Origin of the sequence: Pseudoalteromonas sp. HF66, from assembly GCF_011806445.1 — a bacterium.
Classification (GTDB): domain Bacteria; phylum Pseudomonadota; class Gammaproteobacteria; order Enterobacterales; family Alteromonadaceae; genus Pseudoalteromonas; species Pseudoalteromonas apostichopi.
The window spans coordinates 135816-160204 of the sequence record NZ_JAATOU010000007.1 but is presented as its reverse complement, the minus strand read 5'-3'; the positions used below and the strand labels follow the sequence as shown (position 1 = coordinate 160204).

The window sequence follows — 24389 nt, the reverse complement described above, 5'->3', positions numbered from 1 at the left end:
ACATGACGACGATGACGAAAGAAGTCTGGTTTGTTACCGGCTCACAACATCTTTATGGTCCTAAGGTGTTAGAAACGGTTGCCAAAGACAGCGAAGCAATTGTAGCGGGCTTAAACAGCGAAGCGAATCTACCGGTAAACTTGGTATGTAAGCCTACCGTTAAGTCACCTGAAGAAATTCATGCTGTTTGCCAGGCGGCAAATACGGATCCTAACTGTGTTGGTTTAGTATTATGGATGCACACTTTCTCACCTGCGAAAATGTGGATTGCTGGCCTAAGCGAATTACGTAAGCCTTGGTTACACCTTCATACTCAGTTCAATGCAGCCCTTCCTTGGTCTGACATCAACATGAATTACATGAATACGCACCAAAGTGCACACGGTGACCGTGAGTTCGGTTTCATCGGTACTGTCATGCGTAAAGAGCGTAAAGTTGTTGCGGGTCACTGGCAACGTGCTGATGTACAACAGCAGTTAGATGACTGGTGTCGTGCGGCGAAAGGTTGGGCAGAAAGCCAAACACTAAAAGTTGCGCGTTTTGGCGACAACATGCGTCAAGTTGCGGTGACTGAAGGTAACAAAGTTTCAGCGCAAATTACTTTTGGTTATGAAGTACACGCGTTTGGTGTCGCTGAGCTTGTGAAAGTGGTTGATACTATCACTGAAGAAGAAGTTGATGCACAGTTAGAGCTTTATAAGCAAGACTACGTAATTGCTGACGAAACGCTACAAGACGATTACGCAGTGAAAATGCTACGCAACGAAGCGCGTTTAGAGCTTGGTATGGAGCGCTTCTTAGAGAAAGGCGGCTTTAAAGCATTCACAAACTGTTTTGAAGACTTATCAGGTCTTTCTGGTCTTCCGGGTCTTGCTACACAGCGCCTAATGTCGAAAGGCTATGGTTACGGTGGTGAGGGTGACTGGAAAACAGCTGCTATGGTTCGCATCATGAAAGTAATGGGTGAAGGCAGTGACGGCGGTTGTTCATTCATGGAAGATTACACTTACAACATGGGTGAGACTGACCAAGTACTTGGCGCGCACATGTTAGAAGTGTGTCCTTCAATTGCAGCGCAAAAACCACGCCTTGAAGTTCACCAGCACACGATCGGTGTGAAATGTGATGTAGGTCGTTTATTGTTTACTGCAAAACCGGGTGCAGCAATTAACGTATCACCAATTGATATGGGTAACCGTTTCCGTATTCTAATTAACGAAGTAGATACAGTGGCTCCGCCAGCTGATTTACCTCACTTACCGGTTGCTTCAGCGCTTTGGGAACCAAAACCAAATCTATCTGTAGCATCAGCTGCATGGATCCACGCCGGTGGTGCACACCACACTGCATACAGCCAAGCAGTAACAACCGATATGATTGTCGATTTTGCTGAAATGGCTGGCGTTGAAACGATGATCATCGATAATGATACGACGATCCGTGGTTTCAAAACAGAGCTTCGTCATAACGCAGCTTACTACATGCTAAAACGTGGCCTGTAAGAATTAGTACTTTATGTACTAGAACGTGCTGTGTGTGAGCACGTTCACCCCAAATTTTGTTGTCGATTAAGCCAGTGATGAGCCACGCTCTTCGCTGGCTTATGCTATTGTGAAGCGAAACTTTTTAGGAGTAGATATGATCGATTTAAGCGCCTACCAAGGCATTATTTTTGATATGGATGGCACCTTAATTGACTCAATGGGCAGTCACTTACAGGCATGGCAGAAAGCTTGCGAAGCCTATGGCTATCCATTCGATTACGACTACATGTACAGCTTAGGTGGCATTCCGACCGTTAAAACAATTGAAATGCTTAATGAAAAATTTGGCTTAGATCATGACCCTCTAGTTGTGGCAAAAGATAAACACCAATTTTGGGTTGATTTACAGCACCAACCGCTAGTGATTGACGAAACCGTCGCAGTACTTGAAAAGTACCATGGTGTATTACCGATGGGTGTGGGCACAGGTGCTGACCGCGAACATGCAATTGATCATTTAACTGATACTAATTTAATAAATAAAATTGGAGCGTTAGTGACTGCCAGTGATGTAAGTAAAGGCAAGCCAAACCCTGAAACTTTCTTAAAAGTGGCAGAGCAATTAGGTGTTGAGCCAAGCCTGTGTGTGGTGTTTGAAGACACGCAAATTGGCTATCAAGCTGCCAAAAGTGCGGGAATGGATTGCATCATGGTGAAAGACGGAAAAATTCAACTTTAGCGATTAAATTTGCAATGGCACCCTTAATTGTATTATAAAACTATAAATACAATTACAAAAAGGTTATTCATATGTCATTGCAATGTGTTTTCCAAGGTTTAAAAATAACTCATCAAACAGCCAGTTCGAACACGAAAAAGTCGCGCGGGCTTTATGCATTGTTGGTGACATGTGGGATTGCCCTTACACCAGCTTGTGCCCATAAAGGAGACAATATGACTACTTCCCCTTCAGCATCAATGACGGCCTATGGCGTACTCGCTGATCAAACGCCAGTTAATCAAGTAACGCTGACTAACAGCAATGGTATTAGTGTTGATGTAATCAACTACGGCGGCATTATCACGCGTATTGAAACACCTGATGCAAAAGGTGAAATGGGTAATATTGTTCTCGGTTTAGATAACCTAGAAGCGTACACAAAAGCGACAACTTACTACGGTGCAATCATCGGTCGTTTTGGTAACCGTATTGCAAACGGTAAATTCACGTTAAATGGCACTGAATACCAATTAGCAACCAACGATGGTGACAACCATTTACACGGTGGTGTGCAAGGTTTCGATAAAAAAGTGTGGAACATGACACCGTTCACGACGCAAAACAGCGCAGGTGTTACCTTAAGCTTAGTGAGCCCTGATGGTGACCAAGGCTACCCGGGTGAAGTGACGACAGAAGTGACTTACACGCTAACGAACAACAACACGCTAGATATGCAGTTTATTGCTACAACAAGCAAGCCTACTATCATCAATATGACACAGCACAGCTACTTCAACCTAGCGGGTAAAGGCGACATTCTTGATCACCAAATGCAAATTAACGCAAAAGCAATTACGCCTGTGGATGGCGGCTTGATCCCAACTGGTGAGGTGATGGATGTGGCTGGCACACCGTTTGACTTCCGTACAGCTAAAGCAATCGGTCAAGATATCAAAGCAAGCAACGAACAACTGAAACTTGGTAAAGGTTATGACCATAACTTTGTGCTTAAAGACACGCCAAGCAATGAGCTTATTGAAGCTGCTACGGTTTACGAAGCAAACTCTGGCCGTACGTTAACAGTTTACACAGAAGAGCCTGCAGTACAGTTTTATTCAGGTAACTTCTTAGACGGTAGTACTGTGCAAGCGTCTGGCTTAGTGCATAATTTTAGAAGTGGTTTTTGTTTAGAGCCACAGCATTTCCCTGATGCACCAAATCAGCCAACGTTCCCAAGCACAACATTATTACCGGGTGAAGTGTATTCAACACGCATCGTGTACGAATTTGGTACAAAATAAAGGAACACAATCGTGAAAACAACAAAGCTTAAAAGCGCAATGCAAAAGGCTGGTTTAGCTAGCCTATTTGCCTTGTCGTTTGGTGCTCTGACGGGCTGTCAGACTACGGCTGAAGACAACACAGCCAAAGCAGATGTCGCAGCCGCAGCAAAAGCACCAATCCAAGATAATGGTATTTTTACCAATCCACTTTTTCCAAATGGCGCCGATCCATGGCTTGAGTACTGGGATGGTAACTATTACCTGACCACAACAACATGGACATCTGAGTTAGTGATGCGTAAATCACCAACACTAGCTGGCCTTGCTGATGCAACCCCTGTCAATGTTTGGTCTGATTCAAACCCTGAGCGTTGTTGTAACTTCTGGGCGTTTGAATTCCATCGTCTAAAAGGGCCAAACGGTTACCGTTGGTACATGATGTACACAGCTGGTACTGATGGCACTCTAGATAACCAACACTTAAATGTATTAGAAAGTGCTGGTGATGATCCTATGGGCCCATATGAATACAAGGGCGCATTAATGCCTAACGTATGGAACATCGACGGTAACTACCTAACGTATAAAGACAAGCTATATGTGATCTACTCACAATGGCAAGGCGATCAGCAATTAAACATTATTGCTGAAATGGAAAACCCGTGGACATTGAAAGAGAACTCACCGCATACGGTGATCACGCGTCCTGAGCTAGATTGGGAAATCAGTGGTCGTAAAGTAACTGAAGGCGCTGAAATTTTACAGCACAATGGCCGTACGTTTATGACGTACTCAGCAAGCTTCTGTAATACGCCAGATTACAAACTAGGCATGCTTGAACTTGTTGGTGACGATCCGCTTAAAGCGAGCAGCTGGAAAAAATACGACAAGCCAGTATTTGAGCGTACAGAAGAAGTGTTTGGCCCTGGCCACAACGGCTTTTTCACATCGCCAGACGGCACAGAAGATTGGTTAGTTTATCACGGTAATGATTCGGTAGAGCACGGTTGTAGTGCGACTCGCTCATTACGCGCACAAAAATTTACTTGGAATGACGATGGCACGCCAAGCTTTGGTAAACCATTAACACCAGGCGTTGAAGTAGCACCGCCATCAGGTGAATACGGTCCACTGGTAACACGAGTGCAAGGTCAGCGCTACCAATTAGTGAATGCAACAAGCGGCTTATGTTTAGATATTGCAGCTGATCCACAAGATGCACGTGCTGTGCAACGTCAGTGTGCGAGCACCAATGGTCAATGGGTTATTGATGCAACAACAGATGGTTTTGTTCGTTTAGCTAACCGTGAAGATAGCAAGTTTTTAGAGCTTGAAAACTGTAATGATGCCGATAACGCTAAAGTGCAATCTGCAGCATGGCGCAATAACTTCTGCCAGCAATGGAAAGTAGCACCAGGCACAGATGGTAATGTATCTATTACTAACCGTTACACAGGCAAGCCATTAGCGGTTGCGGGCTGTTCTGCTGCACAAAACCAAGCAGTTTTACAGCAAAGCGACGCAACAGCGTGTGGCGACTGGCAATTACGCCCTATGGGTAGTGTTGTAGTATTAAGCCAACAAAGCGGTAAAGCACTTAGTGTGGCCGGTACGGATAAAGTGGGTACCAATGTTGAGCAACAAGCCTATACGCATAAAGATGCACAACAATGGTTCTTCACACCAACAGATACAGGTTATGTGAGCCTTAAACAAAGCGCTGACAGCGAGTTCTGTGCTGCGGTAGCTGATAACGCCTTAGTACCTGGTGCCAACGTAGAAATGGCTTCTTGTACGGCGAAAACAGCACAGTGGCGTATTGCTCCGGTAGAAGGCGGTGGCGTGATGCTAATCAACCGCTACACAAAACAAGCGCTTGGTTTAAGTAACTGTGGTTTAGCTGAAAACACTAACTTCGCACAACAACCTGATTTAGGTAACAAGTGCCAAGTGTTCCATCTGCGTGAACCAAATTAAGTTATAAGTAAAAAATCGACTCAACCAAAGCCACTTCATTTATGAGTGGCTTTTTTTGTGGCTGTCAGCCTTCAGCTGTCAGTTTTTAGCCGAGCGATGTTGTATGTTGGTGATATGTTTGTCTGCTTGATGGGTGTTGATTTCATGACGCGCCAAGCAAGCGTGACGCCTACCACACTACTTGCCTTGCTCATTCTTCGGGTAGGTTGGTTTGAGCGAAGCGAAACCCAACATACCCCATCTAAGCCTCTGCAAATCTTTTAATTAATAAAATAACCCAAAGGTTGCCACTGGCCACTATTTTTACTTAGGCTAATTGTTTCAATGGTGTGCTCTTTATTTATAAACTGGCTTTGAAATTGAATGATCACGTATTCGCCATCAGGTGTTCCGGGTAAAGAATCGTACTTCATCAGGCTTAAATTCTTACGTAAAATCACTTTGCCAAGTGGGACACGAACTTGTTTTAACACGTTACTCCAGTTACTTTGCGGCATTGCTTGTTTAAACAATGAGTCTGTTTGCTGCCAGCTTTGCTGATACTGACCATTATCAATTAATACGAGCCAGCTTTTAGCGCGATTTATAACCTCGAGTTCTTCAGCGTTTGCACAAAAGCAGCTTAAAAAAGTGATCAATAAGAGCGTTTTTCTCATAGCAATTCCATTTACTTGTTGTTTATTGAATTCGTCTTGAAGTGTTTTTATGTTACGGCGACGAACAATAAATACTATTCATCAATTGTGCGGTTTATTTTCCCGCAGATAAGCATTTTGACTGCCGATAAATCTTACAGCACATAGCTCAAGGTGCTTTGTACTGTTTTAAACTAATTGATCAAGTAACCCAGCGGATGCCAGCCGTCAGCAGCTTTACTAAGACTTAGCGTTTCAATCACAGCTTCTTTATTCATGAACTCGGTTTGAAACTTGACCACTAAATACTCACCATTTGGCAGGCCGGGTAATGAGTCATATTTTGCTGTGCCAAAATAGGTGCGAGACATAACTCGGCCTAAAGGAACGCGTATTTGATTTAAGGCCGTTTGCCAGCGAGCTTTGGGCGTGGTGCTTTGAAAGACCTGATCAGCTTGCTGCCAGCTCTCGTGGTACTCACCCGAATCAACCAAGTTTAACCATGCTCTGGCAGTTGCAATAGGGTTTTCCTCTTCAGCATTGGCAAATAAACAAACCAATAATGATGTCAGTAAAAATAGTTTTTGTAGCGTAAATCCATTTACAGAAAGTAATAAAATTTGACGCATAAGACGCCCTCACTTCGTTCATAGGGTGAATTCATAATACGAATGAGTTGGTTAATTTCTATACTAAAAAAGTGTTAGTAAAGGTGTTTTGGTGAGATTTAAGTGTTGTTTTTTATTTGAACGATCTTTACAACTGAGTCCTCACAGTGGCGATGTAGATTAAATTATTAAGTTTATACTGTTGATTTGTTGAGCAAAAAAAGTCGTGTTAACAGCTGCTAAATGTAACGACAATGACCATAAATAACGCTTATTTTTACTGCTAAGGAAGTTTCGTATTTGCGTGCTCGATATTTCAGAGCCCGCATAGTTACTGGGTTTTTGACCCTTTTTTGGGTTTTATGGGAGAAATAAGCGAGGGGAAAGCGACAAGAGTAAAGCTTATAGCTCAAAACTTACAGCTTCCATCAAACCAGCACACTCATTAGCACTCCTGGGTCGCTAATACCTGCTTCTTTTAGCGCGTCGCTAATTGATTGGCTAAGAGTCATTATTTGCGTTTGAATTTCCATGACCATTTTGGTCTGCGTTTCAACTTGCACTTTTACAGCTTCATCTTCTTGGTTTTTAAGTGCTCGCAGTTTGGCTAATTGCTCTTTGGCAAGTTCAAGTTGCTCTTTAAGCTTTTCTAGCTGTTCAACCATTTTGCGAATATGAGCAGGGAGTTCGCTAGTTATTTCTTCTTTTTGAGCGGGCTCTGTTTCACGACCAGAGAGTTTATTTATCTCTAGGTTGCTGAGTTTGTAGCCTACTTTTGGGTTGGTATTACCGCTTGCTGTATCTGCGTTCGAGATAGTTAACGCACTTGCTAATGAGTTAATAGCCATAATGATAGCGATGAAAGTGAATGATATGTACGTATCGGCAAGGGGTACTAAAGCTTTAGAAAAAAGCCGGGTTTTCACCCGGCCTTTCCAGACAACAAATAGTTGAGGTGAGGCAGCTCACCTCACTTTGTTACTCTTGTGCAGCAGCTGCATCGTAGAGTGCTTTTATTTCTTCAGCACTAATCGCACCGTTGAAAATTTTCAGTTCATCGATAGCACCGTTATAAGGTGTATCCCAGTAGTTAACACCGAGTGCAAACTCATTTGTTTCACCAGGAACCGTGAATACGCGCGGGAAGCCACCGGTTTCTAGCTGTAGTTCACCGTTAACATACATCTTCAACACGTCACCATTGGTACCATCAACAGTGAATGCAACGTGAGTCCACTCTTTTGCAGGAATACGGCTATCTAGTTCTGCATTATCGAAGAAGGCCCCGTTATTTGCCCATAAACGAGTTAGGCCTGTACCAGCCATAGATGGCACATAACTTAACCAAGCGTTAGCACTTGCTCCGGCAAAAAATACGGATGTGTAATCTGTGAAGCTTTCAGGTTTAAGCCACATAGATACAGAGTAGTCATTGGTAGTGATTAGGTTATCCGGTAGACGAACACCTGAACCTTCAAGGAATACTGCTTGGCCAATAATACCGTCAACATAGCTCACGCTACCGCCTGTATTATTGATGAAACCACCGGTTGATTTACCTGCCGCGTATGCGCCGTTTAATGCACTTAGGTCACCTTCAAAGCTGTATTCAGCAGGCGCAAGTGATTTTAAGGTTACATCGAATGACTTAGTATCAGTAAAGTCTTTGTACTTAATGGTTGCAGTTAATGTCACAACTTGGTCGCCAGCAGACGCGCTAGGTTGTGTCACAACAGCAGTGCCATTAACAGGTTTTAAGTACTCTTCGTTGTTTGACGTCCAGCTAATACCAGACACGAATGGACCTACACGTGGTAGCTCAAAGCTTTCACGTACTGCAGATAAGTCACCTAAATCAAGTGCACTCTTAATGAATGCAGGGAAGTTATCTGGGTTGGTTTGGTTTGTCATTGCTGCAGCATTAATATTAAAACTATTAAGGGCATAGTCATATACAATGAATTCATCAATTTGACCTTGGAAAGGTAAATCCCAGCCGTAGTTCACACCCAGAGCAAAGTTACTAGATTCATGGCTGAACATATCTGGGCGAGGCATAGAGCCAACTAAGACCCCATCCGAGTAATAGTTCATAATCCCTTCATCATAGCTAATGGCCACATGAGTCCATTCGCTTTGAGTTGCTTTTTGCGTATGAACTATTTGATTCCATAGCTCTTCACCATTATCACCAAGATAAAAACTCCAAATTAATGGGTTTTCGGTAAAATGAGCAGCTCCACCAGGTATGTAGCTAATCCAACGATTGGCATTTTCTGCTGCAAAGAATAGTGGTGTGTAAGGAGTGAGTGTGTCTGGTTTTGACCAAAAAGAAACGGTAAAACTGTCAGAGTTAATGATTTCATCAGGTAAGCGTACGCCGGTTGCACCATCAAAGTTAAAGGCTTTACCTGTTTGACCTTCTGCGTATGCAGCTGTACCAGCACCCACATTTAACAGGTTGTTATCTGTTACACCAGCATCATCAAGGTTACCTAAGCCATCACTTAACGAATCTTCAAACGCATAGTGTGCAATCGCATTTTTAAACTCAGGGCGCGCCTCAAGGTTTACATTAAAAGTCTTGGTTGTGCTCTCGCCATTTAAAGAGATATTAGCCGTTAAAGTAACCGCTTTATCGCCGCGGTCTGGTGTTGGAATAAATACAGAGCCTTCACTGGTGATGTAGTATTCATCACTACTTTCCCAGTTAATTGCAGCACCGTCTTTACCTTTTGTTGGTAATGAATAGCCTTCGTCAGCAATTGATAATTCAGTTTTGATATCAAGTGCTTCTTGAACAGTGCCCAGCACGTTTGCAGTATCCGTAATTTCATCACGTTTACTTGCCCAAATGGTAGCACCTTCGCTTGATGTGGCCGATACAGTGACCGCCATCGCATTAGTTGCATCATCCCATTGCCATTTAGCCACACCAAAGTAAGTACCAGAATCTAACTCAAGTTTAATATTTGAGTCATCAATCATGTACCAGATACCTGGGTCATCACCCGTTACTGAGTGATCTTCGTTTAAAGCAATATGCATTGAACGAATAGCATCTGTGTTTACATCGTTACCATGGTTGATAAATTTGTAGTAACCATAAAGTTCATCAGCAACAACCATGTTGTCGCCTTCAAGCGGCACATAACGTTGCGGTGAAGCCATCGGCCAACCTAATGAGTTAATAAACATTTCATGTACACGAACTTGGTGCGCTGCAGTATTTTCAGGGAACTCAGTAGACGTTTGTGGGAAACGTGTATGCGTTACTAAGATATGACGACCTGTCGCTTCATCATAGTAAGCAGAGTTATGGCCTGGTGATTGGTAGCCCCACGCTGGTGCTGTTTCGCCAAGTTCTTGCGTGTACTCAAAGCCGCCCATTAGTTTTTCGCCGACCTCAAGGCCGCCTATAGCTGCAATGTCATTACCTGCGTTATCTAAGTAAGGGCCATCAGGTGTTTTAGAGCGAGCAACACGGATGTTGTAACCACCGTTAAGATCAAACCCTGCAACTGAGAAGAATAGGTAGTAGTATTCACTTTCTGGGCTGTACATTACAAATGCCCCTTCCATTGCGCGGAAGTCACCGCCTACTAGCTTTTTACCATACCCTTGGCCTGCTTCTGGCATACCCGTTTCTTCGTCCATTGCTAGCACGAAAATACCGCCAGAGTAAGAGCCGTAAACCATCCAAAGTTTGCCGTCAGCATCGTAGAAGGCAGCAGGATCAATGGCATTAGGATCAACGGCACCGTTCCATGTTGTTTGGCCGTTATCAAGTGGGTATGCTGTAAATTCTGCTTCTGAGCGATAACCGCTGCGTAAGAAAATGCCTTTGTTTTTATACGGGCCTTCAATATTGTCCGCTTCAGCTAAACCAAGGTAAGAGCGATTCCAGCACACTTCATCAACAACATCCGGTGTATCTGGGTTGTCTTGTGCACAGTGGTTATAGTAGAACCAAAACTTGCCATTTGGTGCCTGAATAACATCAGCAGCCCAGTTTCCAGTGAAACCGTCTGTCCATTCGATGCCTTCGGCAATTTCAGCTGTGTAGTTGTAATCAAATAGCGGACTTTCATTAACAGCTTCGTTAGCTGAAAGACTCGAAATCATTTCCCAGTTCAAGAGATCAGTTGATTTAGCGGCAGCAAGGTGTGAACCAAAAATATAATAAGTGTCGTCAACTTTAACGACAGAAGGATCATGCACGCTTACATTGGTAACCATTACGCTACCTGATTCAGTGTATTCAACACTGCTGCTTACTGTCGGTTTTGCACTTTGTGGGTCGGCAACCGCTGGTGCTGTGTCAAACTTAGTACCATCTTCTTTGCCACAACCTGTAACAGCCAAAGAGCAGGCTATGACCATGGCTAATTTATTTAATTTCATTTTATGTGTCCTCTTGAAACTGGGATTCATTTTTTTATTCGATTGTTGTCAATAAAAATGCCGCGTGCCTATATCAAACTAATAAGAACGTAGTATTGTAATTTTATAGTACGATTTAAAATGTGCAAATACTTTTGCAAAGGTAATTGATATGTAAACACGAAGTGTCAGTGTTTACAATGTGTACAGCGGGGTTTTAATTTTTTCAAGCTGTCAATTTTGGCGTTTTTTCGCTGTTTTTGCTCTTTTCGGAGAAGTTTTTTGCTTAGCTTAAAGTGAGGGGTTTCAGATAAATATGTTTATTTGTATTACATTTGACCACTAAAAAGGGCTCTTAAAGAGCCCTTTTTGAGATTAGTTGTCTTGTTTACTTAGACCTTCAGTGGTCATGATAATACGTTTAAGTGTGCCATCTTCATTGTAATATAGCGGCTCAATCGCCACTGAGCGGCGAAAACGCCCGCCACTTGGTTTGCCATCAATCGGTGGTACAGCGCCAGTATGGTAAATAAAGTAGTCTTTACCTTTGTATTCGATGATTGATTGGTGGTTGGTTTCGCTGTTACCTGCGATCTCATTCAAGATACCTTTATATTCCCATGGCCCATGAATGCTTTTACTCATGGCATAACAGATCTTCTCAGGGAACTCACATGCGTAAGATACATAGTAGTTGTCGTTTTTCTTATGAACCCATAATGCTTCGGTAAAGTTAGGCAAGTCTAGCGTTTTAATTTCACCATCTAGAGACAGTAAGTCGTCGCTTAGCTTTACGTATTTTGGCATTAAATTACCAAAGAACATGTAAGTATCACCGTTTTCTTCAGTGAAAATAGCTGGGTCAATGTCGTCCCAATCATTTGGTGTGTGCTTGGTCATGTCATCAGTAACAAGCGCGTGACCAATCGCGTCTTTAAATGGACCCGTTGGTGATTTAGAAGTAGCAACACCAATTGCAAAACCTGGTTTTGTATCGTTGTGGCGAACAGTTGTAAAGAAGTAGAAAGTGCCATCACGCTCGATCATATGTGAAGCCCATGCTTCACCTTTTGCCCATTTAAAGTCTGTTGCTTTCATGATTGGACCGTGTTTTTTCCAGTTAACCATATCTGTTGATGAAAAGGCTAACCAGTCATGCATTTCAAAAAATACGTCATTATTAGGTGCTTCATCATGACCTGTATAAAGGTATACGGTGTCGTTATGAACAAGTGCTGCAGGATCTGCAGTAAATACATCGGTGAATAATGGGTTTTGTGCAACGGTTAAGCTGCTCGAAAAAAGCAATGGCAGCGCTAACGCTTTCAATTTCTTCATGAGTGTCCTCTGTGATTAATAATTGTTGTTCGAACTGCTGCTTTTGTGCTTAAGGCTCGCTCTAAGTGACCAGATAATACACAGTGTACGCCTGATTATACTGAGTAACTGATTGTTTACATCAAAACAAATCAGCAAAAGTGCAGCAAAAAATAGCTCTATATTGTATTATTGTATTTTAATCATAGTAGCACCAAAATACGCCGAGTAAATAACTTGTTAGCCCTTTTTTGTTGCTCTAGATGAGTGAAAGACAAATTAAATAAGCAAACCAGTAAACGCTAAGCTACTGATAATAATGGGCCTTAATAAATTCCCAAAACAAAAACGCAGCACGCTTTGAGTTTGTAACATGTTATAATTGCAACGTTTTTTGTAAACATAATGACAGTTATTTTAATTTGGCTTTTTGAGTTGACTGTTAAATAATCATACAATATGATTAAAGTTCAGGCAGCAATGTATTAACATAAAAAATATAGACACACTCGCGCACCGTTTTGACAACACACGATGCACAATGCAGTGGTCACTCTTCGGTAACTGAATGGGGAAAGTTCAGCGGACCGATATAACTATAATTTGGAGAACACCGCTTATGTTTAAAAGAACACACATAGCCAGTGCTGTAGTTATGGCATTTACCTGTCAATTTGCTTTTGCGCAGGAGGAAACACCAAAAACTCCTGATAATAACGTCGATGAGATGGAAGTCATTCAAGTATCAGGTATTCGCGGCAGTTTAAACAAAGCGCTAGATGAAAAACGTGCAAGCGTTCAAATCGTGGATGCAATTGTTGCTGAAGATATTGGCAAGTTCCCTGATAACAACGTAGTTGAAGCACTACAACGTGTAACAGGTGTACAAACAACGGGCCGTGGTGCAGGTGAAGTAAGCGCGGTTTCAATCCGTGGTCTTACTGATGTTAATACCACAGTTAATGGTCGTGCTATCTTTACAGGTGCGGGTCGTGATGTGGCACTGCAAGACATTCCTGCAAGTTTACTTTCAGGCGTAACAGTTTATAAAACCCGTTCGGCGGATCAAATCGAACGTGGTATCGCAGGTGCGATTGATATTAAAACTCACCGTCCTTTCAACTTCGAAGGTGAAAAAGTTGTTTTAGCGGCACGTGCGATTTACTCTGATCAACCCGATGAAGTTGATCCAAATATCAGTGCATTACTCTCTAACCGTTGGGAAATCGACGGTGCTGGTGAGTTTGGTGCGTTAGTTAATATTTCATACGCTGAAACACATTACCGCGATGATTCTATGACTGCGGGCGCTGCATTTCCATTCTTTACTGATAAACCGCAGGCTAATTATTCGCCGTATTCACGTATACCGAATGAATTTTGGACTCAAGGTACTGAGTTAGGCCTACCTACTGCATCAGGTTCTACTTTAGATGTAAATGGTGAGCCAACTGAATATTTACTAGCGCGTGATGCAATTTTTGGTGCTTCATACACAGGTCTTCGTAAACGTCCTGCGGCGTCTGTATCTTTACAGTGGGCACCAGATGAAACCCTCGAAATTACAGCAGAAGGTTTCTATACAGGTTACGAAAACGAATCGCAAAATGCGATGTGGTTCTCAAATACCTTTGAAAACGGCAACGGCTTTATTGAAACGCCAACCGTGTTCGATGGCACTAACGTAATTAAAGAAAAGCAAGCAATTGGAGCAGGTGGCTTCCAAAGTGGCGATTTTTCATACGGTAAAACAGATAGCTACTTATATGCTCTAGGAGCCGAGTGGCAAGCAAGCGATTATCTCACCATCAACACTGAAGTTGTTTACCAAGACAGTGAGTACGAAACAGATTTTTTTGCAATGCGCTTTGACCGTAGAGCTTATGGCTTAGACGTTGACTTTAACGATAAAGACGGTGTACCAGGTATAGCGTTTTGGGATAACCCAAATACAGCGGTAAACGAAGCAGATATGGCTGCTATCGAAAACTGGAATGCCGGCACTATTTATGACAATGGCGGCGGTAATGCCGGTGATGCACTAACCTTCACATTTGATGCAGAATATCTTATTGGCGGCGCTATCTTCGATAAAGTGAAGTTTGGTGGTCGTTACGAAAAACGTACAGCGCAAGAATACACACGTGGTCAAGATGCTGGCATTGCTAACACTTCTTTAGCAAGTTTTATTGAACAGCTAGCAGCTGCGGGTGCATCCGGCGATGGTACAGGCGTTGTATTCCAGGTTGATGATTATTTCGATGGCCGCGCTGACGTATTCAACAGCTTTATAACTGCTGATGGTGGATACATGCTAGATAACGGCGATGCTGTTCGTAGTGTTTATGGCATTGAAGCTGAGGACGTATACAAAACATTTGATATCGAAGAAAATTCATACGCGCTTTATGCAACAACTAACTTCTTCTTAACGGAAGATATTAGCGGTGAATTTGGCTTACGTTATGTAAGCTACGAGCAAGATATGGACTTTGTCGCTGAATCTGGCGGAATGAACTCAAACGTTTTTGAAGAAAGCTCAGCAAGTGCTGATAGCAGCGCGTTACTACCAAGCTTTGTGCTTAACTGGAACATCACAGATGATGTAGTGGGTCGTGTTGCGTACACAGAAACATTACGTATGCCTAACTTTGCTGACTTAAACGCGCTGCAATACTGGTACGATCCTCTAACAGAAGGTGCAACATACGGTACAGGTAATGGTGGTAACCCAGAGCTTAAACCTACAGAATCAAAGAACTACGACGTATCACTTGAGTGGTACTTCGCAGATACAAGCTCACTTTATGCTGCTTATTTTAAACGTGAAATTGAAGGCTTAGTTGTTGCGGGTCGTAAGCAAGTTGTCCGCGAAGGTGATGACGGCGTAACACGTCCATATGTATTAAGCGCACCAGTGAATGCTTCAAACGGTGAGTTGTCTGGTTTAGAAATTGGTTTAGTTTACTTCCCTGAAAATTTACCAGATTACTTAAACGGTTTTGGTGTGCAAGCAAGCTACACGATGCTTGATTCAGAACAGGATACACCTGAATTCAATGAGCTAGGTGAAATCTCTGGTTATGTTGATTCGCAAATGGCCGGTGTTTCTGATGAATCGTACAGTATCGTAGGTATCTACGAGCGTGATTCATTCGACATGCGTTTATCTTATGTGTGGCGTTCTGAGTTCTACACAGGTAACGAAGCGGCAATCTTTGCTAATCCAATTCAGTTTTGGAGTCGTCCTGAGCAAAGCTTAGACTTCCAATTTAGCTACAATGTGAATGATGATTTAGTGGTTACTTTTGATGCAACGAACATCCTAGATGACGTATATCAAAACTACTATGGTGAAGGTAACGACAACCTATTTAACTTTGGTAATGGTATCTACTCACGAACGTTTGCACTTGGCGCACGTTATTCTTTCTAAATTTCTAAAATAGACCCAAAACCCCGGCTTTGCTGGGGTTTTTTATTGGTTTTTATAAACCAAACTATCGGTCGAAAAGAGTTGCGATTTAATAAGTATGATAATACTATTAATAAGATTAGCATTAAATTTACAAAAATAACGAACGCTATGGCCAAGCTGTGTAATATCTAAGGCTGTAAATTTATTTGATGCGCAATGTTGATGGTTTTCGACATTGCTTGAAATAGTGAGTTGCGACTCATTATTGACCAATTAGGGTGTTGTTGTATGGAATCTCAAAAGTTATCCGTTGTAGAAAAGGTCGGCTTTGGTGCCGGTGACATGGCAGTGAATGTCATGGTTGCAGCGTTATTCTATTTTATGTCTTTCTTTTACACCGATATCTACGGGCTTGATCCGGTTGATATGGGGGTGTTGTTTTTAGTGGCGCGTTTTGTTGATGCCTTTACCGATCCATTAATGGGAGTTATCACCGACAAAGTGAAAACTCGTTGGGGTCAGTTCCGTCACTGGTTCTTATTTTTATCTGTGCCATATGGTTTGTCGGTCGTACTGTTATTTACTACGCCTGATTTCGACTACAACATGAAGTTGGCTTGGGCTTATGCCACTTACCTGTTTGCAACCTTGATGTTTACCGGTGTTGCCATTCCTTATATTTCTTACATTGGTGTATTAACCGCTGATCCTAAAGAACGTTTGTCAGCCAACGGCTACCGTATGTTCTTCGCTAAAATTGCTAATGTAATAATCGTATTTTCAGTGCCGCTACTTGCCTCATATTGGGGTGATGGCAGCTTGTCGTATGGTTATAAACTGGCAATGGCATTGGTATCGGCATGTGCCGTAGCACTATTTTTGTTTTGCTTCTTTACTACTCGCGAACGTATTACTCATGAGCCACAAACCGAAGGTGTACTTACGCAATTAAAAGTACTTATTAAAAATGACCAATGGTTACTACTGTGTGCAGCATGTGTGCTTGGTACGCTTGGCTATGCGATCCGTGGCAGTGTTGCTATGTATTACGCAACGTATTATTTAGGTGTACCAGATTTAGCGGGGGCCTTTACGAGTGCGGGTATTGCAGCATCTATTGTCTCAATGGTGGCAAGTACGTGGATCACCCAGCGTTACTGTAAAATGAAGCTATTCCGTCAATCACAAATTGCCGTGCTATTCATCTCATTGCTAATGTACTTTGTGGTGCAACCGGGCGATGTAATGATGGCGTTTGTGCTTTATATCATCTTGTCATTTGTGGTTGATTTACATGCACCTGTGTTCTGGTCTGCTATTGCTGAAGCCGTAGATTACGGTGAAATTAAAGACGGCGTCCGTGCATCGGGTCTATCGTTTGGTGGTATTTCATTCTGCCAAAAAGCAGGGGGCGGTTTAGCTGGCTTAGCGGGTGGTTTATTACTGGCATTTTTTGAGTACAAGCCTAACGTTGAGCAAACCGAATTTACCCTAATGGGCTTAGCACTGATGCTAACTATCATTCCTGGTGTATTCCACGCCTTGCTAGGTCTGATCTTGAAAAAATACAAAATTACCGATGAGTACTATACGGATATGGTTATTCATAAACGCCTACCAAAATAACTACTCTTTAAACGCACACACTTAAAAAGTGTGTGCGCTTTGCTCTTTAAAATAACAATTCGCTGGGAGACAACAGTATGAACACATTCAAAGTTAGCTATTTGGCAAGCGTTTGCGCTGCAATATTAACTGTGAGCGGTTGCAGTGAAATGCCAACTGACAGTAAACAAGCTGCTTCTGTTGAGCATGCTGAACATACCAGCGAACAACATTTATTTGCCCTCAAGCAAATAAGTTTAAGTGCCAGCCCGTTTTTACATGCACAACAAACTAATGTGCGTTATTTATTAGCACTTCATCCTGATCAGCTGCTTGCTCCTTATCTGCGTGAAGCAGGCCTTGAGCCAAAAGCGCCAAACTATGGCAACTGGGAAAGTACAGGCCTTGATGGTCATATTGGCGGTCATTATCTTTCTGCCTTGAGCCTTGCGTGGGCTGCCACAGGTGATGAAGAATTAAAGCAGCGTTTAGATTATATGCTGAGTGAGCTGGATCGCGCTCAACAAGCCACAGGTGGTTACTTAGGCGGTATCCCAAATGGCGATGAAATGTGGCAGCAGATTGAAAGAGGTGAAATCAAAGCCGACTTATTCAGCTTAAACGACCGCTGGGTACCACTTTATAACATCGATAAAATTTTCCATGGCTTGCGTGATGCATACGACGTGGCAGGCTGTGATAAAGCCAAACAAATGCTATTTAAGTTAGGCGAATGGTTCTTAGCGACCACTGCTAAGCTAACTGATGAGCAAGTTCAACAAATGCTGTATTCAGAGCATGGTGGCTTAAATGATGTTTTTGCTGATATGTATTTTATCAGTGACGATGAGCGCTACTTAAAACTAGCCCGACAGTTCTCTCATAACATCATTATTGAACCGTTGTTACATAAAGAAGATAAGTTAACTGGCCTGCATGCCAATACACAAATACCAAAAATTATTGGTATGTTGAAAGTGGCTAATGCCAGCGATGATAAAGCATGGCAGCAAGGTGCTGACTTTTTCTGGAAAACAGTAAGCCAAGAGCGCTCAGTATCTATTGGCGGTAACTCGGTACGTGAGCATTTTCATGATAAAAGTGACTTCACGCCAATGGTTGAAGATGTTGAAGGCCCAGAAACCTGCAACACTTACAACATGATGAAACTGAGTAAATTATTGTTCTTAAAAACCGGTGATACGCGCTATTTAGACTATTATGAGCGCGCCACATATAACCATATTTTATCGTCACAACACCCAGAGCATGGTGGTCTTGTTTACTTTACCTCAATGCGCCCTGGGCATTACCGCATGTATTCGTCAGTGCAAGATTCTATGTGGTGTTGCGTAGGCTCAGGTATTGAAAATCACAGCAAATATGGTGAGCTGATTTATAGCAATACCGGTAAAGAGTTATGGGTAAACTTGTTTATTCCAAGCACGTTAAATTGGCAGCAGCAGGGTTTACAGATCACGCAAGACAGCCAATTCCCAGATGATAACAAGGTCTCACTTACTGTGAATCGCTTGTCTGAAGAGCAAAGCTCTGAGTCGGTAATTCATATTCGTAAACCGTCTTGGCAGCAGGGTGAGCTGAGCTTTACTTTAAATGGACAGGCTGTAAGCGCAACCGAAAAAGACGGTTATTACAGTATCAGCCATGCATGGCAAAGCGGTGATAAGCTTGCTTTTGAACTTAGCCCTAAGCTTTATACTGAGCAGCTACCTGATGGTCAGCATTATTATTCTGTGATGTACGGACCTGTTGTAATGGCTACTAAAGTACACGCTTTTGCAAATGAAAAGCTTAACTTTGTTGCTGACAATAGCCGCATGGGCCACATCGCTGCAGGGCCAACTTGTCCGCCAGAGGCTCTGCCAATCATGCTGAGTGAGCCTGAAAAATTTATTGCCGATCTCACTCGTAAACCGAGCCAAGAGCTTGCATTTATCGCCGATAAAAATGTGGCGATTGCTAAACAAGGAATTGATAATACCAAGAGCACGGAGTTAATTCCGTTCTTCCGTTTACACGATAGCCGCTATCAAGTGTATTGGCCGCAGCAAAGCAAAGCTCAGTTCACGCAATTTGTTGCCAATGCAAAAGCTGTTGAACAAGCGAAAGAGCAACTTCGTTTATTAACCGTTGATCAAATTACGCCGGGTGAGCAACAACCTGAAGTTGAACACGACTTTAAAGGTGAAGGAACCCGTGCAGGTGTCAATAATGGTCATCACTGGCGCGATGCGACAGGTTGGTTTGAGTATCAGCTTAGTAACCCAGAACAAAAAGCGGTTGCTTTGCGTGTTCGCTATTTTATTGGCGATGTGGACCGTCATTTCTCTATTAATTTAAATGGTGAGCAATTAGCTGCAGTCAGTTTGCCCGTAGGCAAGCCAACTGATGAGTTCTACACCATTGATTACCCATTAACAGAGGCAATGAAAAAGTCGAAAACGCTTACCTTACGTTTTGCTGCCGACAAAGACTCTGTTGCTGGTGGTATCTATGGTATTCGTTTAATCAACACACAATAAAGAGTTGGCTATGTTAAGCAACAATGTGTTTGCGACGGCTAAAGAGCAAATCTTACCGTCGCTTATAGATAACAACGCTGAGCAACACAGTTTTTATCACACACCCACAGGGCTTGGTTATCGAATAATTGAGCAAGGTCAGGGGGATAAACCTAGTTGGGATGCCACAGTGGTTGTGCATCAACGGGTTACACTTAAAAATGGTCGGGTGTTATTCGATACTCGCAAGCAAGGTGCTGCTGTAGAGTACGAAATTGCAGAGGCGATAGTGGGCTTACAAGAGGCGCTGCAATTAATGAATAAAGGCAGTCACTTTGAGATTTTAATACCTGCGCACCTTGCACGTGATGTGTATAGTTCGTTTATTGACAAGAAGCATCAGCAAGGCTGTCAAAGCCCCATGCTAGTTGATATTACTTTGCTTGATTTTAATTAATAGTACCTTCTTGGAACCTCAAACTAGGTCACTTAAGTAAATAAAAAACCTGCAATTTTGCAGGTTTTTTACGTTTGGATAATTACTTTTTAAGCTTGGTTGTAAGCTTATTTAGGTCGGCTGGGTTAACAACAGGCCAATCGTTTTTCCAACTCATAGGTAAAATACGTAGCTTTTGCACGCCATTATCTGCTGTTTCGTAGGCGTGTAATACTAAATAGTCTTTATCATCAAAGGTATATGCAGCATTATGACCAAGGGCTGCCCAGTCTTTATTACCTTCAATAACTAAGCTACCACCACCATCAATCATTGAGCGACCTTGCTTATCTAAATATGGGCCTTCAACATTTTTGCTGCGACCTACGCGAACATTGTAAGTACTTTTTACACCTTGGCAGCACTTATCAAATGATACAAATAGGTAGTAATAGCCGTTCTTTTTAAAGATATAAGGTGCTTCAATCGGACCATGCTCCGTGTTTGGACGACTCGCAATGTGGTGCCATTTTTCAGGCTTTGCTAAGCGAACCATGTCATCATCAAGTTGTACTAGCTTTAAGCCCCCCCAAAACGAACCGAAGCTCATCCACGGTGTACCCTTTTCATCTAAGATAATCGCAGGGTCGATAGCGTTCCAATCGTCACGCTCTGGCACTGATTCAACCACAATACCGTAGTCAATCCACTTGTAATCAGGTGATGATGGGTCAAGGGTTTCGTTAACCGTTACACCAATTGCAGAGGTATTTTTGCCAAATGCAGAGACTGAATAATAAAGGTAAAATTTACCATTTTTCTCGTATACATCGGGTGCCCATAAGTGGCCCCCGAAATTAGGGGAAACACGCTTTGCCCAACTTGGCTCATCTTTAAAAACGCGACCTGTGAGTTTCCAGTTGGTTAAATCTTTCGATTCATAATAGGTAATGCCAGGGCCTGTGCTAAATACATAATACGTGTCGCCTTCTTTGGCCATGACCGGATCGTGTACTTCAACTTGCTTTGCAGATACGGCTGCGGCAGAAAAAAGTAGCCCTGTTGAAAGCCACTTCATCGCTTGTGTCACGTTACTTACGAGTCTCATGCTTGAATACCTTTTGTTGTTTTAACTCTTGTGTTCATTCAGCTACTATATAATATGTAATACAATATTAACAATAAAATCGAGACGAAATACAGGACACATTATGCTCAAAAAAATATCTCGGCTAACGCTTGTTAGTGCGTTAAGCGCCTCGTCATTGTCAGCCTTTGCTGATGCTAATAGTAGCAAGACTCTTGCGCCAATTGATAACCCCATTGTACTCAAACGTGCTGATCCATGGTTAGTTCGTGATGATAAAAGTGGTTGTTACACGTTTATTGGTAGTTCGCCGAAATTTGATGAAATTGAGCTGCGCCAAGCTTGTCGTTTAAACGATTTAAAATTAGCAGAGCCGAAAGTTATTTGGCAAAAGCGCGATAAAGGCCCAATGAGTGTCAATATTTGGGCCCCTGAGCTACATCAGATTGATGGCAGTTGGTATATCTACTTCGCTGCAGGTGATATCGAAAAGCCGTTCAGTATTCGTATGTATGCGCTTAAAAACGACAGTGCTAATCCGATGCAAGGTGAGTGGCAAGAAATGGGGCAAGTAACCAGCCACCTTGATAGTTTTTCGCTTGATGCCACAAGTTTCACGCACAAGGGTAAGCGTTATATGATTTGGGCGCAGCAGAACCAGCCTGCAACTTATAACTCTGCTTTATGGTTAGCTGAAATGGACTCACCAACATCAATTAAAGAACCCATTATCGCGATTACAGAGCCAACCCTTGATTGGGAAGTGCAAGGCTACAAGGTAAACGAAGGTGCTGCAGTCATCACCCATGGTGATAAAATATTTGTCACGTATTCAGCCAGTGCCACCGATCATCGATATGCGATGGGCTTGCTATGGGCAGATGTGAATGCTGATTTGCTTGATCCTGCTAGTTGGCATAAAAAGGCTGAGCCGGTGTTCACCACCAATGCTGAGCTAGGTCGTTTTGGCCCTGGGCACAACAGTTTTGTAAAAGCTGAAGATGGTGTAACCGATTTAATGATTTATCACAGTCGTGACTATAAAGAGCTGAAAGGCACACCACTGACAGACCCAAATCGCCATGCGCGAGCACGCATTATTACGTGGGATAAAAATGGTTTTCCAGTGTTCTCACCAGAACTCGCCGATTAACAACTTTTAAAAAAAGGGCGCCAATTGGCGCCCTACAACTTTGGGAACGAACGATTACCAGAAGCGGTAGTAAATAAAGGCAGTAATACCAATAATACCCGCGGTATGAATGTAATCCCACTTATCTAAGCCGGCAGCTACTTCTTTCATCGTTGCTTTATCTAGGCTTGAGAAAGTAAGACCTTTCAATTGTTCTTCGTCTGCTTGCTTGGTGAAAATACTCACCACAATCATAATCGCAACGACCACGACAAATAGCAGAATACAGTAATATAACCAGTTCATCGTGGTGATCCACGCAAATGATGAACCTGTTAAATCATCTTTAAATGGCAGCAACACTAAGCGGATCATACCAAGCACAAAACCTGATACTAAACCCACAAAACCAGCAGTTGGAGTGATGCGTTTACTGCATAAACCTAGTAAGAATACTGCTGCAATTCCCGGTGCAATAAGAGACTGCACACTTTGCAAGTATTCATAAAGCACATCGGCTATTAAACTCATGACGGGTATCCACAGCAAGCCTAATATAACAATAACGATAGTGGCAATACGGCCTACTTTAAGAAGATGCCTCTCAGATGATTCAGGTTTGAATTTTTTATAGAAATCAATCGTGAACAAGGTCGCTGACGAATTAAATAATGATGCTAAAGAACTCATAAGGGCTGCTACTAAACCACCAATTACAATCCCCTTAACACCAGCTGGTAATAGCTCAGCAACGAGAGTTGGGAATGCTTGGTCAGCACTGTCATAGCTAATAATACCTTTAACATTCAATGCGTATGCAATCATGCCCGGCACTAAGAAGATAAATACAGGAAGTAATTTTAAGTAACCGGCGAACATGGTACCGCGACGTGCTTCTTTAATGCCTTTTGCAGATAAAACACGTTGTACGATGTATTGGTCAGTACACCAATACCAAAAACCAATAATGAATGAACCAAATACAATGCCAGGCCATGGGAATTCAGCATCTGAAGCACTACGAATAAGGTGCATATTAGCATCGTTGATACGCTCAACTTCAGCCCAGCCACCTACTTTATCTAGACCAACAACGAGTATGACTAAGGAGCCAATAATGAGCACCGGAGTTTGCAACACAGAGGTCCACATAATGGCTTTCATACCACCAAGCACCGTATAAATACCCGTGATCACTACAAGGCCAATGGCTGAGATCCAGAAGAAATCGATACCCCAAATACTCTCAATACCTAAGATTGTTTTAAATGCGATACCGCCGGCATAAACCGTTACTGCGACCTTGGTTAATACATAGCTAATCAATGAGATTACAGATAAGAAAGTACGTGATTTAGAGTTAAAGCGGCGCTCTAAGAATTCAGGCATGGTGTAGACTTTACTACTCCAATAGAAAGGCACGAAAATCCAACCGAGTAGTAGAATGATCCACGATTGCATCTCCCAGTGAGCTAGTGCCATACCCGATTGTGCACCTGAACCTGAAAGACCCACTAAATGTTCTGAGCCAATGTTTGATGCGAAAATAGAGGCACCAATCACTAACCAACTTGCATTACGACCCGCTAAAAAGTAATCAGCGGTGTCTTCTTCTTTTTGTCGCATAGACATCACGACAACGCCAAGTAACAGGACAAAAAATCCTGCTAGCACTGCCCAGTCTAAGGTACTTAGTTCGACCATCGTGTGTTCCACCTAATTTTGAAAAGAGAGTTTAGCTTTATAATTGTTGAATAAAAATATTATATTATAAATAGGCC

17 protein-coding genes are annotated in these 24389 nt (G+C 42.6%); 10 read left to right on the top strand and 7 right to left on the bottom strand.

The genetic code is table 11. From position 1 onward, the window contains the following. The first annotated feature begins 2 nt into the window (after positions 1-2). The 5 genes from araA to HCZ11_RS09370 all read left to right on the top strand — a co-directional run bounded on the left by araA (position 3) and on the right by HCZ11_RS09370 (position 5729). Positions 3-1502: an L-arabinose isomerase gene (gene araA, locus HCZ11_RS09390; protein WP_167658282.1), complete on the top strand. Its 1500-nt coding sequence runs from the start codon at positions 3-5 to the stop codon at positions 1500-1502. Positions 1503-1638: 136 nt separating this feature from the next. Further along, on the top strand, positions 1639-2223 hold the full coding sequence (locus tag HCZ11_RS09385; RefSeq protein WP_130050173.1) for an HAD family phosphatase: 585 nt from the start codon (positions 1639-1641) through the stop codon (positions 2221-2223). A gap of 215 nt (positions 2224-2438) precedes the next feature. After that, positions 2439-3506, top strand: a complete 1068-nt coding sequence (locus HCZ11_RS09380; protein WP_254869131.1) for an aldose epimerase family protein — start codon at positions 2439-2441, stop codon at positions 3504-3506. 12 nt (positions 3507-3518) lie between these two features. Continuing rightward, positions 3519-5465, top strand: coding sequence for an RICIN domain-containing protein (locus tag HCZ11_RS09375; protein WP_368484046.1), 1947 nt, complete (start codon positions 3519-3521; stop codon positions 5463-5465). 57 nt (positions 5466-5522) lie between these two features. Next, positions 5523-5729, top strand: coding sequence for a hypothetical protein (locus tag HCZ11_RS09370; protein WP_130050175.1), 207 nt, complete (start codon positions 5523-5525; stop codon positions 5727-5729). Here the strand turns inward: HCZ11_RS09370 and HCZ11_RS09365 are convergent. From HCZ11_RS09365 to HCZ11_RS09345, 5 genes are all read right to left on the bottom strand, one after another. Continuing rightward, complete coding sequence (locus HCZ11_RS09365; protein ID WP_167658280.1) at positions 5726-6121, bottom strand: DUF4019 domain-containing protein; 396 nt, start codon at positions 6119-6121, stop codon at positions 5726-5728. The genes HCZ11_RS09370 and HCZ11_RS09365 overlap by 4 nt on opposite strands. Positions 6122-6294: 173 nt before the next feature. Continuing rightward, positions 6295-6729 (bottom strand): DUF4019 domain-containing protein, encoded by a 435-nt coding sequence (locus tag HCZ11_RS09360; protein WP_130050177.1) that lies wholly within the window; start codon positions 6727-6729, stop codon positions 6295-6297. 407 nt (positions 6730-7136) lie between these two features. Continuing rightward, complete coding sequence (locus tag HCZ11_RS09355; protein WP_368484045.1) at positions 7137-7634, bottom strand: hypothetical protein; 498 nt, start codon at positions 7632-7634, stop codon at positions 7137-7139. A 52-nt stretch (positions 7635-7686) separates the two neighbouring features. After that, complete coding sequence (locus HCZ11_RS09350; protein ID WP_167658279.1) at positions 7687-11112, bottom strand: LamG-like jellyroll fold domain-containing protein; 3426 nt, start codon at positions 11110-11112, stop codon at positions 7687-7689. A gap of 354 nt (positions 11113-11466) precedes the next feature. Beyond that, positions 11467-12429, bottom strand: coding sequence for a glycoside hydrolase family 43 protein (locus tag HCZ11_RS09345; protein WP_167658278.1), 963 nt, complete (start codon positions 12427-12429; stop codon positions 11467-11469). A gap of 598 nt (positions 12430-13027) precedes the next feature. Here HCZ11_RS09345 and HCZ11_RS09340 point away from each other — a divergent pair. The 4 genes from HCZ11_RS09340 to HCZ11_RS09325 all read left to right on the top strand — a co-directional run bounded on the left by HCZ11_RS09340 (position 13028) and on the right by HCZ11_RS09325 (position 20410). Further along, entirely contained in the window at positions 13028-15844 is a 2817-nt protein-coding gene (locus HCZ11_RS09340; RefSeq protein WP_130050179.1) for a TonB-dependent receptor, read from the top strand. A gap of 270 nt (positions 15845-16114) precedes the next feature. Continuing rightward, positions 16115-17452: an MFS transporter gene (locus HCZ11_RS09335; protein WP_130050180.1), complete on the top strand. Its 1338-nt coding sequence runs from the start codon at positions 16115-16117 to the stop codon at positions 17450-17452. A 77-nt stretch (positions 17453-17529) separates the two neighbouring features. Beyond that, positions 17530-19974, top strand: a complete 2445-nt coding sequence (locus HCZ11_RS09330) for a glycoside hydrolase family 127 protein (protein ID WP_167658277.1) — start codon at positions 17530-17532, stop codon at positions 19972-19974. 10 nt (positions 19975-19984) lie between these two features. Beyond that, entirely contained in the window at positions 19985-20410 is a 426-nt protein-coding gene (locus HCZ11_RS09325; RefSeq protein WP_167658276.1) for an FKBP-type peptidyl-prolyl cis-trans isomerase, read from the top strand. An 82-nt stretch (positions 20411-20492) separates the two neighbouring features. Here the strand turns inward: HCZ11_RS09325 and HCZ11_RS09320 are convergent, their stop codons facing one another. Next, entirely contained in the window at positions 20493-21467 is a 975-nt protein-coding gene (locus HCZ11_RS09320; RefSeq protein WP_254869135.1) for an arabinan endo-1,5-alpha-L-arabinosidase, read from the bottom strand. Between the two features lie 133 nt (positions 21468-21600). Here HCZ11_RS09320 and HCZ11_RS09315 point away from each other — a divergent pair, with 133 nt between their 5' ends. Further along, positions 21601-22629 (top strand): family 43 glycosylhydrolase, encoded by a 1029-nt coding sequence (locus tag HCZ11_RS09315; protein ID WP_167658274.1) that lies wholly within the window; start codon positions 21601-21603, stop codon positions 22627-22629. A gap of 54 nt (positions 22630-22683) precedes the next feature. Here HCZ11_RS09315 and HCZ11_RS09310 read toward each other — a convergent pair whose 3' ends face one another. After that, a complete protein-coding gene (locus tag HCZ11_RS09310) occupies positions 22684-24312 on the bottom strand; it encodes a sodium:solute symporter (RefSeq protein ID WP_167658273.1) in 1629 nt (542 codons plus the stop codon). Between the last annotated feature and the right edge of the window lie 77 nt (positions 24313-24389).

Excerpts from the sequence above, each read along its gene's own strand:
- araA (WP_167658282.1), top strand. The coding sequence starts at position 3 with ATGACGACGATGACGAAAGAAGTCTGGTTTGTTACCGGCTCACAACAT.
- HCZ11_RS09310 (WP_167658273.1), bottom strand. The coding sequence starts at position 24,312 with ATGGTCGAACTAAGTACCTTAGACTGGGCAGTGCTAGCAGGATTTTTT.
- HCZ11_RS09385 (WP_130050173.1), top strand. The coding sequence starts at position 1,639 with ATGATCGATTTAAGCGCCTACCAAGGCATTATTTTTGATATGGATGGC.
- HCZ11_RS09360 (WP_130050177.1), bottom strand. The coding sequence starts at position 6,729 with ATGCGTCAAATTTTATTACTTTCTGTAAATGGATTTACGCTACAAAAA.
- HCZ11_RS09380 (WP_254869131.1), top strand. The coding sequence starts at position 2,439 with ATGACTACTTCCCCTTCAGCATCAATGACGGCCTATGGCGTACTCGCT.
- HCZ11_RS09335 (WP_130050180.1), top strand. The coding sequence starts at position 16,115 with ATGGAATCTCAAAAGTTATCCGTTGTAGAAAAGGTCGGCTTTGGTGCC.
- HCZ11_RS09345 (WP_167658278.1), bottom strand. The coding sequence starts at position 12,429 with ATGAAGAAATTGAAAGCGTTAGCGCTGCCATTGCTTTTTTCGAGCAGC.
- HCZ11_RS09365 (WP_167658280.1), bottom strand. The coding sequence starts at position 6,121 with ATGAGAAAAACGCTCTTATTGATCACTTTTTTAAGCTGCTTTTGTGCA.
- HCZ11_RS09350 (WP_167658279.1), bottom strand. The coding sequence starts at position 11,112 with ATGAAATTAAATAAATTAGCCATGGTCATAGCCTGCTCTTTGGCTGTT.
- HCZ11_RS09325 (WP_167658276.1), top strand. The coding sequence starts at position 19,985 with ATGTTAAGCAACAATGTGTTTGCGACGGCTAAAGAGCAAATCTTACCG.
- HCZ11_RS09330 (WP_167658277.1), top strand. The coding sequence starts at position 17,530 with ATGAACACATTCAAAGTTAGCTATTTGGCAAGCGTTTGCGCTGCAATA.
- HCZ11_RS09320 (WP_254869135.1), bottom strand. The coding sequence starts at position 21,467 with ATGAAGTGGCTTTCAACAGGGCTACTTTTTTCTGCCGCAGCCGTATCT.
- HCZ11_RS09315 (WP_167658274.1), top strand. The coding sequence starts at position 21,601 with ATGCTCAAAAAAATATCTCGGCTAACGCTTGTTAGTGCGTTAAGCGCC.
- HCZ11_RS09340 (WP_130050179.1), top strand. The coding sequence starts at position 13,028 with ATGTTTAAAAGAACACACATAGCCAGTGCTGTAGTTATGGCATTTACC.